Annotated in this window: 16 protein-coding genes; 3 read left to right on the top strand and 13 right to left on the bottom strand. The window is 43.1% G+C overall.

Features of this window, described 5'->3' with window-relative positions; genetic code table 11:
- Positions 1–2: 2 nt before the first annotated feature.
- From AC4PG5_RS05465 to AC4PG5_RS05450, 4 genes are all read right to left on the bottom strand, one after another.
- Complete coding sequence (locus AC4PG5_RS05465) at positions 3–1169, bottom strand: sugar transferase (RefSeq protein WP_492030417.1); 1167 nt, start codon at positions 1167–1169, stop codon at positions 3–5.
- A 14-nt stretch (positions 1170–1183) separates the two neighbouring features.
- On the bottom strand, positions 1184–1549 hold the full coding sequence (locus tag AC4PG5_RS05460) for a response regulator (protein WP_492030416.1): 366 nt from the start codon (positions 1547–1549) through the stop codon (positions 1184–1186).
- Between the two features lie 149 nt (positions 1550–1698).
- Positions 1699–3960 carry an LruC domain-containing protein gene (locus tag AC4PG5_RS05455; RefSeq protein ID WP_492030415.1) on the bottom strand — a complete coding sequence of 754 codons (2262 nt, stop codon included), beginning with the start codon at positions 3958–3960 and terminating at the stop codon, positions 1699–1701.
- A 558-nt stretch (positions 3961–4518) separates the two neighbouring features.
- On the bottom strand, positions 4519–4743 hold the full coding sequence (locus AC4PG5_RS05450) for a hypothetical protein (protein WP_492030414.1): 225 nt from the start codon (positions 4741–4743) through the stop codon (positions 4519–4521).
- 233 nt (positions 4744–4976) lie between these two features.
- Here AC4PG5_RS05450 and AC4PG5_RS05445 point away from each other — a divergent pair, with 233 nt between their 5' ends.
- Entirely contained in the window at positions 4977–5150 is a 174-nt protein-coding gene (locus tag AC4PG5_RS05445) for a hypothetical protein (RefSeq protein ID WP_492030413.1), read from the top strand.
- 475 nt (positions 5151–5625) lie between these two features.
- On the opposite strand, the gene AC4PG5_RS05440 is transcribed toward AC4PG5_RS05445, so the two are convergent.
- From AC4PG5_RS05440 to AC4PG5_RS05400, 9 genes are all read right to left on the bottom strand, one after another.
- Complete coding sequence (locus tag AC4PG5_RS05440; RefSeq protein WP_492030412.1) at positions 5626–6669, bottom strand: asparaginase; 1044 nt, start codon at positions 6667–6669, stop codon at positions 5626–5628.
- A 193-nt stretch (positions 6670–6862) separates the two neighbouring features.
- Entirely contained in the window at positions 6863–7669 is an 807-nt protein-coding gene (gene trpA, locus AC4PG5_RS05435; RefSeq protein ID WP_492030411.1) for a tryptophan synthase subunit alpha, read from the bottom strand.
- A gap of 89 nt (positions 7670–7758) precedes the next feature.
- A complete protein-coding gene (locus AC4PG5_RS05430) occupies positions 7759–8394 on the bottom strand; it encodes a phosphoribosylanthranilate isomerase (RefSeq protein ID WP_492030410.1) in 636 nt (211 codons plus the stop codon).
- Positions 8391–9185 carry an indole-3-glycerol phosphate synthase TrpC gene (gene trpC, locus AC4PG5_RS05425; protein WP_492030409.1) on the bottom strand — a complete coding sequence of 265 codons (795 nt, stop codon included), beginning with the start codon at positions 9183–9185 and terminating at the stop codon, positions 8391–8393. The genes AC4PG5_RS05430 and trpC overlap by 4 nt, the downstream gene beginning before the upstream one ends.
- 28 nt (positions 9186–9213) lie before the next feature.
- Complete coding sequence (trpD, locus tag AC4PG5_RS05420; RefSeq protein WP_492030408.1) at positions 9214–10209, bottom strand: anthranilate phosphoribosyltransferase; 996 nt, start codon at positions 10207–10209, stop codon at positions 9214–9216.
- A 7-nt stretch (positions 10210–10216) separates the two neighbouring features.
- A complete protein-coding gene (locus AC4PG5_RS05415) occupies positions 10217–10783 on the bottom strand; it encodes an anthranilate synthase component II (RefSeq protein WP_492030407.1) in 567 nt (188 codons plus the stop codon).
- Positions 10784–10790: 7 nt separating this feature from the next.
- Positions 10791–12197, bottom strand: a complete 1407-nt coding sequence (locus tag AC4PG5_RS05410) for an anthranilate synthase component I family protein (RefSeq protein WP_492030406.1) — start codon at positions 12195–12197, stop codon at positions 10791–10793.
- A gap of 14 nt (positions 12198–12211) precedes the next feature.
- On the bottom strand, positions 12212–13396 hold the full coding sequence (gene trpB, locus AC4PG5_RS05405; RefSeq protein ID WP_492030405.1) for a tryptophan synthase subunit beta: 1185 nt from the start codon (positions 13394–13396) through the stop codon (positions 12212–12214).
- A gap of 314 nt (positions 13397–13710) precedes the next feature.
- A complete protein-coding gene (locus AC4PG5_RS05400; protein WP_492030404.1) occupies positions 13711–14682 on the bottom strand; it encodes a type I phosphomannose isomerase catalytic subunit in 972 nt (323 codons plus the stop codon).
- A 250-nt stretch (positions 14683–14932) separates the two neighbouring features.
- Between AC4PG5_RS05400 and AC4PG5_RS05395 the strand changes: the two genes are divergently transcribed.
- Positions 14933–16030 carry an aldose epimerase family protein gene (locus tag AC4PG5_RS05395; RefSeq protein WP_492030403.1) on the top strand — a complete coding sequence of 366 codons (1098 nt, stop codon included), beginning with the start codon at positions 14933–14935 and terminating at the stop codon, positions 16028–16030.
- A 51-nt stretch (positions 16031–16081) separates the two neighbouring features.
- Positions 16082–17407 (top strand): MFS transporter, encoded by a 1326-nt coding sequence (locus AC4PG5_RS05390; RefSeq protein WP_492030402.1) that lies wholly within the window; start codon positions 16082–16084, stop codon positions 17405–17407.
- The last annotated feature ends 21 nt before the right edge of the window (positions 17408–17428 follow it).

The following is a 17428-nucleotide window of genomic DNA, read 5'->3' as shown; positions in this document are numbered from 1 at the left end:
GATTAAACATCTTCTTTTTGAATGAAAGCCGTGAACGTTTTAAAGATGATCTTCAGATCTAATCCAAAGGTAAACGTTTTGGCATACTTTATATCGAGCTGTTTGCGTTCTTCGGCCGATAACTTACCCGATTGCCCTCTTTTCTCAACCTGCCAGAGGCCTGTTAGCCCTGCCGGAGCGATAAAGCGGTCGATATGTTCATCGTTAGTCAGCAGTTCCGCTTCATAGAGTGGTAATGGTCGGTTGCCTACCACAGACATATCTCCTTTTAGGATGTTGAACAACTGAGGTAACTCATCGATGCTATACTTTCTAATGATATGGCCAATTTTTGTGATGCGTGGGTCGTTCTCCAGCTTTACAAAAGCATTTTTCTTCTCTTGCGATTTCTGACTGATGTACTCTTGTTCGGAGATGACAAAGTCGTCTGAGATTAAAATCACTTCTTCTTCATGGCTCGGTGTTAATTCAGAAGACTCCTCGACTGATTCTTCAACAGTTTCACCCTGGTTTTCGCAGCTATATTGATTCAGAGCATTCAACTCTTTCAAATGCTTATCGGCATCGGTATACATTGATCTGAACTTCAAGAAATCGAAAATATCGTAATTGCTTCCCACTCGTTTTGATTTATAGATGATCTGTCCCTTGCTCTCTAGGCGAATAGCCAGAGCTGTAGCCAGCAGTAAAGGAGAAAGTACGATTACAGCCATCCCGGCGAATAAAATATCGAATGTCCTTTTCCAGAGCGGCATAACAAAGGTCTGTTGCCTGTTCTGATATTTTTTGCGAAGGTCCTTCATCTTCTGCTCTTTCCTTGCTCTGAGATAGTTGAAGAGCGTAATGAACGATTCCTCAGTGGCGAAGAAAGAGATGGTATTGTTGATTCCCGCTCTCAAATATTCTCTGCTCTCCTGACTTGTTAGCGAGTCGATGATGAGAATAGAATATATTCCGGGATATCGGCTTTTGATGAATTGTATTTTTTCTTTGTCTACTTCTATATTGGTTTGTTCGAAGAGCAACGCAACATCATACTTTTCTCGAATTCCTTCAAGGAGTTTGCTTGCCTTTTCCGGAGTTGGAACCGCATAAAAGACGCCTTGCGAAAATTCAGAGAAGCGCTTAATGGTTTGTTGATGCCTCCCAATATAAATAAGATATTCCATGCACGTCTCTTCGGTTAGTCAATAATCTTTCTGATGCGAACCTTAAGTTCTAGCGGATTAAATGGTTTTAAGATATAATCCTCAGCTCCCTCTTCTAATAAGCGAATGCGTTCTGAAGTGCTCTCTTCGCTCGATAGCATCACTATAGGAATCATTTTGAAAAGCTCGTTTTTCTTCATATATCTAAGGAACTCATCACCGGTCATTAATGGCATTCTGATATCCGAGATGATCAAATCCGGGATGTTACCCTCGTTTAACCATTCGATGGCTTTGATGGGGTTCTCTAAATAAGTAAAGTCGTAATCCGTTCCTAAGTAGATGCCTGCTATTTTGCCTATAGTCGATTTATCGTCGATCAGTAGTATTTTCTTTTTCATAAAATTAGAAAGCTTTTGTTATGCTCAAGATTAATATCTCTAATATATAATACGCAAATATATATATAATATAATTTTTTTTAAACTTTTATATAAAAAAAGAACCGGAAACTCTTTCAAATTTCCGGCTCTTATTATTCTTTAGCATTTTAGTAGACCTTATCGCTATCGTATACTTTATACCATTGGAGCTCTGTTGTCCCCCCCGATAATACCCAATCGGCGAATTTGCTGTAAGCCGTGATGATTGGAGTATATTCTTGTGGCCACTTCCAGAGTGCACTCTCGTTGGAGAGATATTCATCTTGTGCAATCAAGAATCCCCAAGGCAAGTTGTCTTCACTCGTATAGTAACCTCTAGACGATTTATCGTTGTTGTTGTTGAAGAAGACTGTTGAAGCAAGATTTGTTGGTTTATAGCCACTCAAGTGAATCTCCTTTCTGTTCTTGTTCACCTGTCCGTCGGTTATGATAAAGAGATTAAAGTTATTTCTTATGGTCAGCTCTCTCAATGCTTTGTTCTTAAACGAGATGTTTACCGTAAACTCTTGTGTTGAGCCGGATAGTCCTTGTTTGATTGTATTAATCTGCGTTACATTGTTCGATAACATGCGGTGAGCGCTATAGAATAGAGGAATAACCGCGTACTGCTGATTATATTCAATATAGCCACTTTGGTTAAAGTGATTCATCCCTAATGCGGAGTAGCTGTAATTGTTGGTTACACTCTTGATAGCAGCTGGCGAGATATCATCGAGTTGAAGGGCCAACGATAAGTTCTTAGTGGCTCCTACGGCCATCACCTTACAGGTAAACGATAAATTATCAACATAATAATATCCACCCATTTTCTTCTTCTGTAGGCGCATATTACCAATTCGTACCACCAAGTCGTTCATATCATAATCACCATACAACGGCCATTGATCTTCAAAAGCATAGGTGTAGCTATACCAATTGTTAATTTCCAGATCGCCCGGATCTTGTGGGTCTGTTCCGCCAATAGGGGTGTTTACTTCACCTGAGCAAGTTGTGATGATCAAGTTAGAACCATTGTATGAAGTCATCATAGCTCCATTGGCTAATGTATAAGGCGACCACCAAATTGTTCCCGATGGGTGGGTGTCGGCTTCTATCATTAATGCACCGCTATAAAGAATGTTTGCCGAGAAGTCGATCGACGGTGATTTGATCAAAGAACGAGTCCCGTTAGTATAGTTCAAGAAGGTTGTATTCGAACCTAATAACATCTCCTGAGTAGCTTTTAGCATTGAGCCACTTAATAGGTAGACTGTATTTCCATTCAACTCAATTACTTTTGCAATGATGGCAGAGGTGTTTAATTCTAAATATCCGCCTTCATAACGGAATCTCTCGCTAACCTCAATATGACAGTTGTTGACGAATTGGTTACCCCAAGTGCTGTCAATATTCTTAGCATAAATCAATCCGTCGTTATAAAGCAACGCTCCTCCGACGTTCAATGTTCCGCTGATACTCATGTAGGCCTTTTCGCCGTTATAGAAAACACCCGGATTGTTCGACGTATCGCCCAATATTAACCGACCGAGGTTAATCACCCTATTATTATTCGACAATTGCAATGTGCCGATCTCTGCCTCTCCACCATTCATCACCTCTAGCGACGAATTGTTGACCAAGTGGAGGTTATTGGCTTTAATTTTCCCGCCGGATAACACGATGATCTGAAGTCCATTTTCTACTTTGAAGGAATCGAAGTTCCATTCTCCCGTTATAAACAATTTGGAACTTGTTGTACCGTTGTGTGTAAAAGTACCGGTGTATGAGTTGGAAATGGTGTATGAACTATAGCTTTGTATGACTGTTGATGACGTAATCTCTTCGGCCGACCAAGGAATATCGCTAGTCGTATATTGATTGTAAGCCGGACGGTTGGCAATGACGCGAGTGGTTGCTTTTCTCAATTGAGGTTGAGTTGTTGCGTTCACATGGGCAAAGTTATAATAGATCAAGTCCGAGGTATTACCTTCTATGTTGACCGACGCTACTGATTTGCGTCCCCTAGGATCAGTTTGCTCAATATAGACTAAAGTTGTTCCCTTTAAGAAGTTAACATCTGTCTCATATGGTTCTCCTTTTTTGGCCACACCTACAGCCAATTGGTTGGCGCCCTCGTTCAACGGATTCCGATCGTAGAAACTTACGGTGTAGTCGTATGCACCGTCGAACTCATCATTGACATCCACTCTTATTTTAATCGATGAAACAGTTTGCCCGTTAAATCCTTCCGGAGCTGTAATCTCTAAAGGGTTAGGTGTTTTATAAGTCGGGTCATAAAAATTCTTTTCTTCGTTTATACAACTGTGTACAACTAACGATAAACAAATTACGAAGAAAACTATAACAAAATTACTTTTCTTTAAGGTCATATGGCTATTTCTTAATCATTTAAAGGATTTAATTCGAAGATTGAACGGTGTAGACTCAATCTATTATTATTTCAAGGACAAAGATAGGCTTATTACTTTTATTCTATATTATAAATCATTGAAAATGATAACATTAATTAATATTTTTGCCTTTTTTAACAATTTGATTGCTTTTTCCACTCATTCAAAAGGGATGGTTATAAACCACTTTTCTCCCATACTTAATATAATTGGTTCGACTTCTTTTTTGTTCAAATGTTTGTGATTGTTTTTCATTATTTCTTTTAATTAGAATGAATCAATATTCGCCATTTATTCAGTGGTCTACAAAGGTCTATTTAAAATATTATATGTACGGTAAGGTAGACCTTACCGTACATGCTTTTTTTTGTTTATTTCTTTGTAAGTGTAACAAATCAAGGGAGTTAACTCTATGAAAGTTTTTAAAAAATGAGAGACTTTAATGGTGAAAACATTTGATTTTAATTTTCGAGAGAGCGTGATATGCCTCTCGATGACAAGCTCTAATTGTCGTTAGCCAATGAGGGCATGAAAGGTTTAGGGAGTATGCTCTTGAGATTGCAGAACCTTTAAGTGCTTTGGGCTCTTCGACCATTCTCTAAAATTCTTGGTGACTACTTCTAACTCTATGACTACTTCCAACTCTACTAATGGTTCTAACTCTTCTGCTGTTGTTGGTTTCAAATCTTGTTCTGTTCGATACTCGTCTTTCACTTTGGGCTCTTTGACTTCTTTCTCCGAAGGTTTAGGTTCTTCCGGCACGCCTGGAAAGGTTAACCGAACTGTTAATGGGAATGTTAATCAGACTGTTAATTAGAGTGTTAATTGGATCGAACATTGAAGTAGAAAGGCGCTGAAAGACAGACGTTTGTCCTCCCGCGTACGCGCGCGCTTTAGTAACAGTAGTATCTCTTTATATAAAGAGAGAGAGAAAGAGAAAAAGAAAGCATAAAGAAAAGCAAGCAACGTTTTCCGATTCTAGTTCCCGGGAATCGATGCTCGATGAGATCTTTTCTTCGGATAGTGACCAACAAATGATGGCGGCACATTCGGGATTGAACGACCGGTTTCTTAAAGAGCGGGTGCTCATAGCGGAGGTCTTTAACGGCACGTGCGATTGCATTGGCGATGATAATAGGGGGATGGATAAAGAGAGTCGATTCGAATGATGAGCGATTTGAACAGAGAGGAGTGGGGAATACGAAATTATGCTGGGAGGATAATGATTTACCCTGCGTGAGTAATTCAGTGTCCTGCGTGGATAATGTGATATCCTGCGTGAATAATGTGATATCCTACGTGAATAAATGGTTAGGCTACAAGACGATTTTCAATATGAGCTATCTGGTCTTACGATATTTCGTTTCAAACATTCTGCTTTTTGGGGTAATTGGTTCAACTGCATATCTTATGAGCTTTTTTTTGAGCCATTTTGAAAAGTTTTTTAATCTCTTCTTGATGGTCAAGTGAACCTATAATTTTATTGAATGTCTAAATGAATATGATTTGTCAATCTAGCTTTTGTATGCGCGATAAACAAGCTTTTTTTGCGTGAAGGGTGGTAGAAAAACAATCATTTCGAGCAATAAAGTCATAGCCCTGATATATAGGGCCTAGAACTTTAGCTCAACGATCTGCTGACGGTCAAGAATTTTTAGTGATCTCACCGGCTAGTGAGGAGTTCATCTTGTTTCTGATCTCTTTCAAGGAATATTTGTGTCCTAGAAGGAACATAAGTTTGGTTATGGCACATTCGGGGGTACTGTCGTATCCACTGATGACTCCCGCTTCCAAGAGGTGGATACCGGTTTCATAGCGTTCCATTTCTACGATACCGGAAGCACATTGGGTGATATTTACAATGATGATACCTCTTGATGTGGCTTCTTTAAGTAGATTGATGAACCATTCTTTCTGTGGAGCATTACCCGACCCGAAAGTTCTTAGAACAACGGCCTTTAGATTAGGAGCATTCAAAATGGCTCTGACGCTACTTTCTTGTATGCCGGGGAATAAGGTGAGCATCAAGACGTTCGTGTCGAACAGATAATGAGGCTTCAACGGTAGATCGGGAATAGACTTCCGAATGAGGTTCGGTTCGTATTTAATGTGTATACCAATACGAGCAAGCGGTGGATAGTTGTTCGATCGGAAGGCATTGAAATGTTCGGCATTGATTTTTGTGGTTCGGTTACCTCGCATCAAGTGGTTCTGGAAGAAGATGCAAACTTCCGGAACGATGGCTGTACCGTCGGGATTCTTGGCGGCTGCAATCTCAATTGAGGTGATGAGGTTTTCCTTTCCGTCGGTTCGCAAGATACCAATCGGTAGCTGTGATCCGGTTAGAATGACCGGTTTGCTCAGATTTTCCAGCATGAAGCTGAGAGCTGAAGCGGTGTAGGCCATAGTATCTGTACCATGCAGAATGACAAATCCGTCGTAATAGTCGTAGTTGTAATTGATGATCTTGACTATTTTAGCCCAAAGAGCGGGTTCCATATCAGAAGAGTCGATCGGCGGGTCGAACTGATAGGAAGATATTCGGTAATTAAATCGTTTAAGTTCAGGGACGTGTTTTAATAAATGGTCGAAATTGAAATTTTCTAGAGCCCCTGTTTCTGGGTTGGCTATCATTCCGATAGTTCCGCCGGTGTATATTAACAAAACTGAAGGTGTTCTTACTCTCATATTTTGATTTTTCCGTTTATTTGCTGACAAAGATACATATTTATAATCAAAATTCGCTTTAAATTGATAAATTACTTCAAATTCTTCTTATAAACTTTTATTTTGTATATTTTCTGCATTTTTAATCTTTTAGATTGAAAGAGCACCTTCGTCGTTTCTGGAGTGAGTTTAAATCGATATTTCAACTCGTGGACTATTGAACTTGATCGGTTTGACTAGTCGTTGCTGTGTAGCCGATTTGTTGTTTGAGTCGAGTGATAGCTATTGCCGGATCTTTTTCTTGCTCAAGCAGGGCAACAAACGAACTGCCGATGATGGCTCCCGAAGAGTAGGTGCAAGCAGCGGTGTAGGTTTCTGGGTTAGAGATGCCAAAGCCAATCAAACAAGGGTTCTTCAACTTTAGGCTTTTGATGGTGCTGAAGTAGTGAAGTTGCTCGGGGCTAAAGCTATTGCGTGCACCGGTGGTTGCTGCTGCCGAGACCATATAAATGAAACTGTCGGTTGCCGCATCGATTTGTCGCACACGTTCTTCCGAGGTTTCAGGAGTGATGAGCATGATGAGTTTGACATCGTAAGCATCGGCGATCTTCTTGTAGAGATTTTGGTACTCGTGGAAAGGAAGATCGGGAATGATCACCCCATCAATACCACATGTGGCACATTGCTGACAGAAAGCTTCGAATCCGTATTGAACGATTGGATTGAGATAGCCCATTAGAACGAGAGGAATACGAACGGACGGTCGGATTTCTTTGAGTTGTTCGAATAAAGTTCTAACGCTCATACCATTTCTCAAAGCTTGGTTTGAGGCGGTTTGGATGACCGGCCCATCGGCCATCGGATCGCTAAACGGAATGCCGATCTCAATGAGGTCAACGCCTTGCTGTTCGAGGGTTTGGATGACGTCGACTGTACCTTCGAGGGTGGGGGTGCCGGCACAGAAGTAAATGGATAGGATAGAGTGGTTGCTGTCTTGGAAAAGGGATGGTATTCTGTTCATGATGGATTCTTTTTAGATGTTTTTTATTGGATTAATAGGACTGATTGTTTTAGTCTGACTGATTATCACTAATTATTGTTCTGTCTCATTTATAAGAGTGAGGCCTGTTGTGACAGTTGGGTGAGGAAGTGCTCAAGGGCAGGGACCTCTTTTTCTCCCGGAGCGGATTCGAACCGGCTGTTTAGATCATATCCCGCAAGTCGGGGATGGTCGAACTGTTGGAGGTCGCGTGCACTCTCCGGATGGAGTCCTCCGCTTAGGAAAAAGGGGGTCTTTCCTTGATAGGCTTGAAGAAGATCCCAATTGAACGAACGACCTGAACCACCACGTTGATCGCATGGGGTGTCGAACAGGAAGTAGTCGCATGTGCCTTCGTAGGCCGATGTTCGGGCAAGATCGTCGGCACAAGCTGCGGAAAAGGCTTTGATGACCGTTATGGGACGGGAATGAAAGACTTGGCAGATCTCTGGTGATTCGTCTCCGTGAAGTTGAATGCCTTGAAGTTGGAAGGCTTCAATTTGACGCTCGATCACCTCCGGAGTCTCGTTGACAAACACCCCAATGCGTTGTGCATGGGTGGGAAGATAATCGGGCCGTTGGGCGACAAAGCGGGGCGAACGTGGGACGAAGATGAAGCCCATCAGGTCGATACCAAGGGCTTCGACTTCTCGGATGTTCTCGGCTTGACGCATCCCGCAGACTTTGATGAGCTTATTTCCGATCATAGGTCTGAGGCTTTAATTTGGGCTATGAATTGTTGTAAGGCAACACCGGGATCGGCTTGACGCATGAAGTGTTCGCCCATCAAGAAGCCATGGTAGCCGACTTGACGGAGCTTGATTAGCGTTTCTGCTTCCGACAGTCCACTCTCGGAGACCAGAATGGCGTCTTTCGGTAGAAGTTCTACTAGGCGGAACGACTGGTCGACGTCGGTATGAAAACTGCCGAGGTGGCGGTTGTTGACTCCGATCATATCCACGTGGGGGGTGATATAATCGATTTCTTTTTCGTCGTGTAGCTCGAGAAGAACTTCCAATTCGAGTTCATGAGCTTTTTGAGCCAATTGGGCGCAGCTTTTTTTGTCGAGTGCAGAAGCAATCAACAGGATGGCATCGGCACCGATGATTTTCGATTGGTAGAGTTGGTACTCATCGATGATGAAGTCCTTTCGAAGAATGGGGAGGTCGACGAGGTCGCGTGCTCTACGAATATCGCTTAGGCTGCCTCCGAAAAAAGAAGGATCGGTTAAGATCGAACAGGCGGCAGCACCGGCTCTCTCGTAAGCGGGTACGATGATTTGCGGATCTGCAGTTTCGTTGATCCATCCCTTCGAGGGTGAACGACGTTTAAATTCGGCAATGATGCCGGTGGGCGACTGCCGCAGGGCTTCTTTCATCGAGCGGCGGATAGGGGTGACGTCTAGGCTTTCTTCAAGCTGTTCGGTCGACAGGACGGATTGTTGTTGCTTAATCTCCTTGATTTTTTCCTGAATGATGTCTGATAGAATATCTTTCATAAGCGATGATGAATAGAGTTCGGTAAAACTATGAGTTGAGTTCGATGAACTGTTTTAAGACTTGAAGGGCTTTTCCGCTATCGAGCGATTCGGTTGCGATGGCCAGACACTCTTCGATGTTCTTTTCGGGTTGCTTGACTTGAATGGCAAAGGCGGCGTTGATGAGGGCGACTTCGCGTTGAGCTTGTGTACTGCAACCTTTTAGGATATTGTCGAAGATACGAGCGGCTTCTTCCGGAGTATTTCCGCCTATTAGATCGTTCTCGTGATAGCGTCCTAATCCTAAGCTTTCGGGGGAATAGATCTTCTCTTCACGACTAGTTACCACTTTGAAATTGTCGGTCAGCGAGATTTCGTCGTAACCGTCTAAGCTATGCACAATGGCAAAGTGGGTGTCGACCGCTTGATAGGTATAGGTATAAAGCCGGAATAACGAGAGGTTGTATACCCCTAATAATTGGTACTTGGGGATGATGGGGTTGACCAACGGACCAAGGATGTTGAAGAAGGTGCGTACGGCAAGTGCCTTTCTGATGGGGGCAACTTGTTTGAGAGCGGGGTTGAACAGTGGCGCGTGGAGGTAGGCCATGTGGCACCCTTCCAGGCTACGCTTTAGGCGTTGGGTATCGGCGGTGAAGGTGACCCCGTGCTGCTCGATCACATTGCTGGCTCCACTGATAGAGGTTGCACCGTAGTTACCGTGCTTTACGACGTTATATCCTGCGCCGGCTACAATGAAGCTAGTTACGGTGGAGATGTTGAAGGTATTCTTTCCGTCACCTCCTGTGCCTACAATATCGATCGCATCGTAAGCATCGAGGTCGACCGGTGTACGCATTTCGAGAAGGGCTTCACGAAAGCCACAGATTTCTTCGATGGTAATGTTACGCATCAGAAAAACAGTGGTTAGTGAAGCGATCTGTACCTCGTTGTAGACCCCGCCGGCAATGTCGTGCATGAGCTGCCGGGCTTCTTCGCGGCTTAAAGATTGATGTTCAAAAAGGCGGTATAATAATTCTTTCATACGTTTATTATAGGTTGAGGAAGTTGGAAATAATCTGTTCTCCCGTTGGGGTTAGAACCGATTCGGGATGAAACTGAATGCCGTAAACGGGATAATGTTTATGCCGTAAAGCCATGATGAGCCTTTCATCGCTTTCTGCGGTGACTTCGAGGCTATCAGGAAAATCGATCTTGTCGACCACCCAAGAGTGGTAACGTCCTACGGCGATGCGAGGGGCGAGTCCTTTGAATACGTCTTCGTGGCTAAGGATGCTGATCTCGCTCTGAATGCCATGGTAGACGTTGTCGAGGTTGGTGAGATGTGCACCAAAAGCTTCGCCGATGGCTTGGTGACCCAAGCAGACGCCTAAGATGGGTTTGGTCGGAGCATAACGTTTAATGAGGGGAAGAAGCAGCCCGGCTTCTTCGGGAATGCCCGGCCCGGGGGAGAGGATGATTTTGTCGTACGACTCCACGAGATCTAGATCGATCTGGTCGTTACGAACCACATCAATCGTTGAGAAGCCTAGCTTTCTGACTACATGCACCAAATTGTAGGTGAAAGAGTCGTAATTGTCTAACAGTAAGATTTTCATCGTTTCTTTATTTTTTTAATTGGGCGGCAAGGTCGATAGCCGATTTTAACGCTCCTAATTTATTGTTTACTTCTTGCAATTCATTTTCTTCATGACTAGCGGAAACGATACCTCCGCCAGCTTGGAACCAAAGTTCGTTATTTCTGCTGACAAATGTACGAATTGTTATGGCTTGATTTAAATTTCCGTTGAATCCAATGACGCCAATGCATCCTCCATATGCTCCACGGTTGTGTGGCTCGATCTCGCTAATGAGCTGCATGGCCCTGATTTTTGGGGCTCCGCTGAGTGTGCCTGCCGGAAAGGTGTCGATAAAGGTTTTGATTCGATCGGCTCCTTCGGGAAGGGTACCTTTGACACGGCTCACGAGATGGATAACGTGACTGTAATATTGCGGTTCTTTATAGAAGTCGACATGAACGTCGGTGCAATGGCGGGAGAGATCGTTTCTGGCCAAGTCTACGAGCATGACGTGCTCGGCGTTCTCTTTCGGGTCGTTGAGTAGAGCTTCGGCCAACTCTTTGTCTTTCACCGTGTCGCCTGTACGACGTGTTGTTCCGGCGATCGGGTCGATATAGGCTTCGTTGTTTTCGATCTTGCAATGAGTCTCTGGCGATGAGCCGAAGATGCGAAAGCCACCAAAATCGAAATAGAAGAGGTACGGCGAGGGGTTGATGCTCCGAAGAGCACGATAGACGTTGAAATCATCACCCATAAAGGGTTGGATGAAACGTCTGGAGAGCACAATCTGGAAAACATCGCCTCGCATGCAGTGAGCGATTCCTTTACGGATATTGGCTTTGTGCTCTTCGTCAGATATGGGGCTACTGATCGGACCGGTCAGCTTGAAATCGTATAACGCAAATTTCTTATCTTCGAGAAGGCGAATGAGTTCGTCTAATCCACTGGACTCCCCGTCTTTTAAAAGCTCCACTAGTGTCAACTCGTTACGGAAATGGTTGAATACGATGACGTATTTGTAGAGTAGATAATAGATGTCCGGAGCGTCGTTCTCGGCTTGGTGGCTTTCTTTGATGGGGATATTCTCAAAATAGCGTACGGCATTGAAAGTGGTGTATCCGTAGAGTCCGCAAACGGATTGGTGGTTCCCTTCGATCTGGAAGTTAGCCATGAATTGATTCATGGCTTTCTCAGGAGTGAAGGTTGCACTGAGGGGTTCGCAGTAGCGTTGGTTGTCGGGGTAGGTGGTGCTCACCAAACCGCTGTTGACCGAAATTTCAGCTAGAGGACAGATCGCAATGTACGAGAAGGCATTCTCGGCCGAGTGGTAATCGGAACTTTCCATCAGCACGGATTGTGGGTAGCGATCGCGCAATTTGAGATAAAGGCTGACTGGGGTATGTAGATCGCCCAAGATCTGCCGAGAGTTTGTGGTGTAGTGATAGGTTCTCATTGTGACGTTTGGGTTTATTGGTTAAAGGAAAGATAAGTTTCGATGTCTTTATCACCGCGTCCGGAGACGGTTAGAACAACGATCTCATCGGGCTTGAAGGTCAGCTGACGAAGTACGCCTAAAGCATGAGAAGATTCTAATGCCGGGATGATTCCTTCTAAGCGAGTCAACTCGTAGGCGGCTTCGATAGCTTCATCGTCGTTGACCGGTAATACGGTGGCTCGTTTCTGTGCAGCCAGATGAGCATGCATCGGTCCGATGCCGGGATAATCGAGTCCGGCTGAGATGGAATAAGGCTCTTCGATTTGTCCATCTTCGTTCTGGATCACGAAGGTACGTGAGCCGTGGATGATGCCAATCTTACCTAATTGGATGGTTGCGGCAGTCATTCCACTGTCGACCCCTTTTCCGCCGGCTTCGGCTAAAGTGATCTTAACCCGTTTGTCGTTGATGTAGTGGTAGATCGTTCCGGCAGCGTTGCTTCCTCCACCGATGCAAGCGATGAGGTGATCGGGGTAGTTGCGTCCTTCTTTTTCGAGTAGCTGTTTGCCAATCTCTTCACTGATGACCGATTGTAGGCGAGCGACCATATCGGGATAGGGATGAGGACCAACGGTCGACCCAATCAGATAATAGGTGTCTTCGGGATGACAGCACCAGTCGCGTATGGCTTCGTTGGTCGCATCTTTCAGGGTCATATTGCCTGAGGTTACCGGGATAACTGTTGCACCGAGCATCTTCATCTTTTCCACATTGATCTGCTGACGTTCGACGTCGGTTTTTCCCATGTAAACGATGCATTGCATATTGGTTAGGGCGCAAACCGTTGCAGTCGCTACACCATGTTGGCCGGCACCGGTCTCGGCAATGATCCGTTTCTTGCCTAAGCGTCTGGCTAATAGGATTTGTCCAATGGTGTTGTTGATCTTATGGGCACCGGTGTGGTTTAGATCTTCGCGTTTGAGATAGAGCTTGCAGCCGTACTTCTCGGATAATCGTTTGGCGAAATACAGAGGAGATGGGCGACCAACATAATCGCGTAGCAGTTGATCGAATTCTTTTTTGAAGGATTCACTTTCAATGATTCCCAGATAGCTGTTTCTTAAATCGTCAACGCATTTATGTAGGATCTCAGGGATATAAGCCCCGCCAAATTCGCCGTAATAGCCGTTCTTGTCAATTGAATAAGGTGTGTTCATTTTTTGATTTATATTTTGATTTGTTTTTTTTAAAAGGGTCTGGTTTAGTGGGGTGAGCTCGATGATGGGCATAAAAAAAGCCCTGTCGCAGGTTGCGACAGGGCTCTAATTTATGTTCTATTATTTAGTTGGTATATACATACGAGCGCTGCTCCCTTACGACTGTCGGAGTTGTAATAGGCGCCACCACCAATATGTATTTACTAACATTAATCTCATTGCTTGTTGTTTTATTGAATCGGTTGCAAATATAAATGCATTGTTTGAGAAAACAAAACAATTTGCTGTTTTTTATTCTTTTTCAGAAAAATAGCTTAGACGTAAGTCTCTAAAAGTTTAACCGAACCTTCCGTTGGATTGATCGTTATATCTTGCACTGTTGCAGGGAATAACAAGGTCTCTCCAGCTTTCATCAGAAGCTCGTTGCCCTCATTGTCTCTGATGGTACATGACCCCTCAAGGCAAATGAAGATGACAAAAGAATCCAATTCGGAATAATCACACGTGATCTCCTCAGTCATGTCGTAAAGGGTTGTAGTGAAATAGGGACAGGCAACTAGTTCAACCGGTTCGTTTTCAACCGGTTCGTATGCTGTTCTATAGTCATCTAGAACTTCATAGTTGATGGCTTCGCGCGCTAAGTCGGTATGCAATTCACGGGTGTTTCCGTTTGCATCTTTGCGGTTGAAGTCGTAAATACGATAAGTGATATTCGAAGTCTGCTGTATTTCGGCAATAAAAGCTCCGGCTCCAATACTGTGTACTCGTCCCGCCGGTAAAAAGAAAACATCACCGGAATGGATATTATATTCTTGTAAGACGTCTGTTATCGTATTGTCACGCACACGTTCCTTGTATTCTTTTGAAGTGATCTCTTCTGAGAATCCTGAACGTAACTTGGCACCGTTATCTGCTCCGACGACATACCACATTTCCGTTTTTCCAAATGAATTGTGGCGTTTCTTTGCTAACTCATCCGAAGGGTGAACTTGAATAGATAGGTCTTGCTTCGCGTCGATAAATTTAATCAGTAAAGGAAACTTGTTTCCAAAACGAGCGTAGTTTGCCTCGCCAACGAGTTCTTCACGATATCTTCTGATCATGTCTGTCAGAGTCAAACCTTTATCCGGTCCGTTGGCAACGATAGACTCGTCTTCTTCAACGCCAGAGATTTCCCAACTTTCTCCAACTCCTCTTAAGTCGGAATTTAAATGTTTAAATGGAACAATTTTGTCGCCACCCCAAAGGGTTTGCTTTAGGATAGGTTCGAATTTTAATGGATACATTTTGTTTTTGGTTATAAATCTAGATTAATTCTACAAAATAGGTGTTTTAAACAGGGAACAAACATACAAAAAAAACAAAATTTACACAAAAAAACAATGACCTAAATAATTCTTTTTGTGCAAGTCATGTTGTTTGAATGTAAAATGATAATTTTTAATCTTCAATGGTCCCTGATTACATTTGCCTAAAATTATTTGTCAGTCAGAAAGATTTTATCTTTATTTGCATGAAATTTAAATAAGTACAAACATGAATAACACATATTTTGTTGAAAATAATCTTTCTAAACTTAAACGGGAAGATTTCCAAAAAACGATCAATGGACATCCCATCGATTTATATTTGTTGAGAAATAGTAAAGGAATGGAGGTTGCTGTAACAAACTACGGATGTGCCATTCTTTCCATTATGGTTCCGGATCAATCGGGTGATTATGCGAACGTGGTTTTAGGACACGACAGCATCGATCACGTGATAAATAGTCCAGAACCTTTTTTAAATACCATTATCGGACGATACGGTAACCGTATTGCTAAAGGCAAATTTACGTTGTACGGTGAAGAGCATGAGTTGGCTATTAATAATGGACCAAACTCTCTTCATGGTGGACCGACTGGTTTTCACGCTCGTGTATGGGAAGCTACTCAGATTGATGCTCAGACCATTCAGTTTCATTATATTTCGAAAGACTATGAAGAAGGATTTCCCGGCAATTTAGAAGTCGATATGGTTTATCGCCTTGAAGAAGAGGAAAATGCTTTGGTTATAGAATATAGAGCGACAACCGATAAGGCCACGCCGGTTAACTTGACCAATCATGCCTTTTTCAATCTTGCCGGTATCGCTTCTCCGAGTCCGGTTATTACGGACAATGTTTTAACGATCAACGCGGATTTTTATACTCCGATCGATGAGGTTTCGATACCGACAGGTGAGATCGCGAAGGTGGCAGGAACACCAATGGATTTCTCTACTCCTCATACGATAGGCGAGCGCATCAATGATCAAGATCAACAGCTCGTTTTTGGTGCAGGATACGACCATTGTTATGTGCTCAACAAACAGGAGATCGGATCGCTCGATTTGGCGGCGACTTGTAAAGATCCTAAAAGCGGTCGTACGTTGGAGGTTTATACCACAGAATCGGGATTGCAACTTTACACCGGTAATTGGCTTAGCGGCTTTGAAGGTGCCCACGGCGCTACATTCCCGGCTAGAAGTGCTGTCTGCTTTGAAGCACAATGTTTTCCTGATACGCCGAATAAGGCGCATTTCCCTTCGGCTACGTTATTGCCGGGTGATGAATACCAACAGGTGACAATTTATAAATTCGGTGTGGAGCAATAAAAGAAAAAACTAAATAACTATTATAAACTAACAATTATCAAAAAAACAACCATGACACAACAAAAAAAGAATTATGCATTGCCTATTGCGATGATGTTTGCGCTTTTTGCCATGATATCTTTTGTAACAGGACTAACTAACCCATTGGGGCTTATTGTAAAAGAACAGTTTCAAGCTGCTAACTGGATGACTCAGTTGGGTAACGCGGCTAACTTTATTGCTTATGCTTTTATGGGACTTCCGGCAGGTCTTATGCTGAAGAAAATTGGATATAAGAAGACTGCTTTGACTGCTGTTGCCGTAGGGCTTATTGGTGTAAGTATTCAAATACTTTCAGGACAAATGAATTATCAACCAGGCGAACTGACTGTTTTCTGGGTGTATTTGACTGGAGCTTTTGTTTCTGGTTTCTCAATGTGTATGTTGAATGCTGTAGTTAACCCATTGCTTAACACTCTTGGTGGTGGCGGTAAGAGAGGTAACCAATTAATCCAATTTGGTGGTTCATTAAACTCTATTTCGGCAACAATCGTTCCGGTATTAGGTGGTTACTTAATCGGTACCATTAGTCAAGATACACGCATCAGCGATGCTAACCCTGCTTTGTTTATTGCCATGGGTATCTTTGCTTTGGTTTTTGTAGTATTGGCTACAATGCAGATTCCTGAACCTCACAAAGAAAGTGCAAATGGACACAAGGTTAAAGATACACACAGTCCAATGTCGTTCCGTCACTTTGTATTAGGAACTATTGCGATCTTTGTATATGTAGGCGTTGAAGTGGGTATTCCTAACTTTATTAACTTGTTCTTGACAACATCGACTGATGCTGCAGGTGCTAAAGGGTTTGGCATGGATACTGCAATGGCGGGATCAATTGTCGGTACTTATTGGTTCTTGATGATGGTCGGACGTTTATTTGGTGGTGCATTAGGTGCTAAATTTACAAGTAAAGCTCAGTTGACATTCGTATGTACTTTGGCTATGGTCTTCCTTCTAATTGGTATGTTTGCTCCAACAACATCAACAATTGCAATGCCTGTATTTAAAGGTGGAGCTAATATCGGATTCGGTATGGCAACTGTACCTATGGGTATCATGTTCTTCGTGCTTTGTGGTTTTTGTACTTCGATTATGTGGGGTGGCATTTTCAACTTAGCAGTAGAAGGATTAGGTAAATATACTGCAATGGCTTCAGGTATCTTTATGGTAATGGTTTGCGGTGGAGGTATCCTTCCTCTTATTCAAGGTGCTGTTGCCGATCTTACTAATAGCTATATGGCAAGTTACTGGGTAATCTTCGCTGGAGTAACTTATATGTTATACTACGCTTTGGTAGGCTGCAAGAATGTGAATAAAGATATTCCAGTAGAGTAAACACAAATATAAACCTTTCTA

It is taken from the genome of Bacteroides sp. QWL-09, from assembly GCF_058683585.1.
Note: the sequence above shows the minus strand (reverse complement) of the source record. Positions and strands in the feature narration are given on the sequence as shown.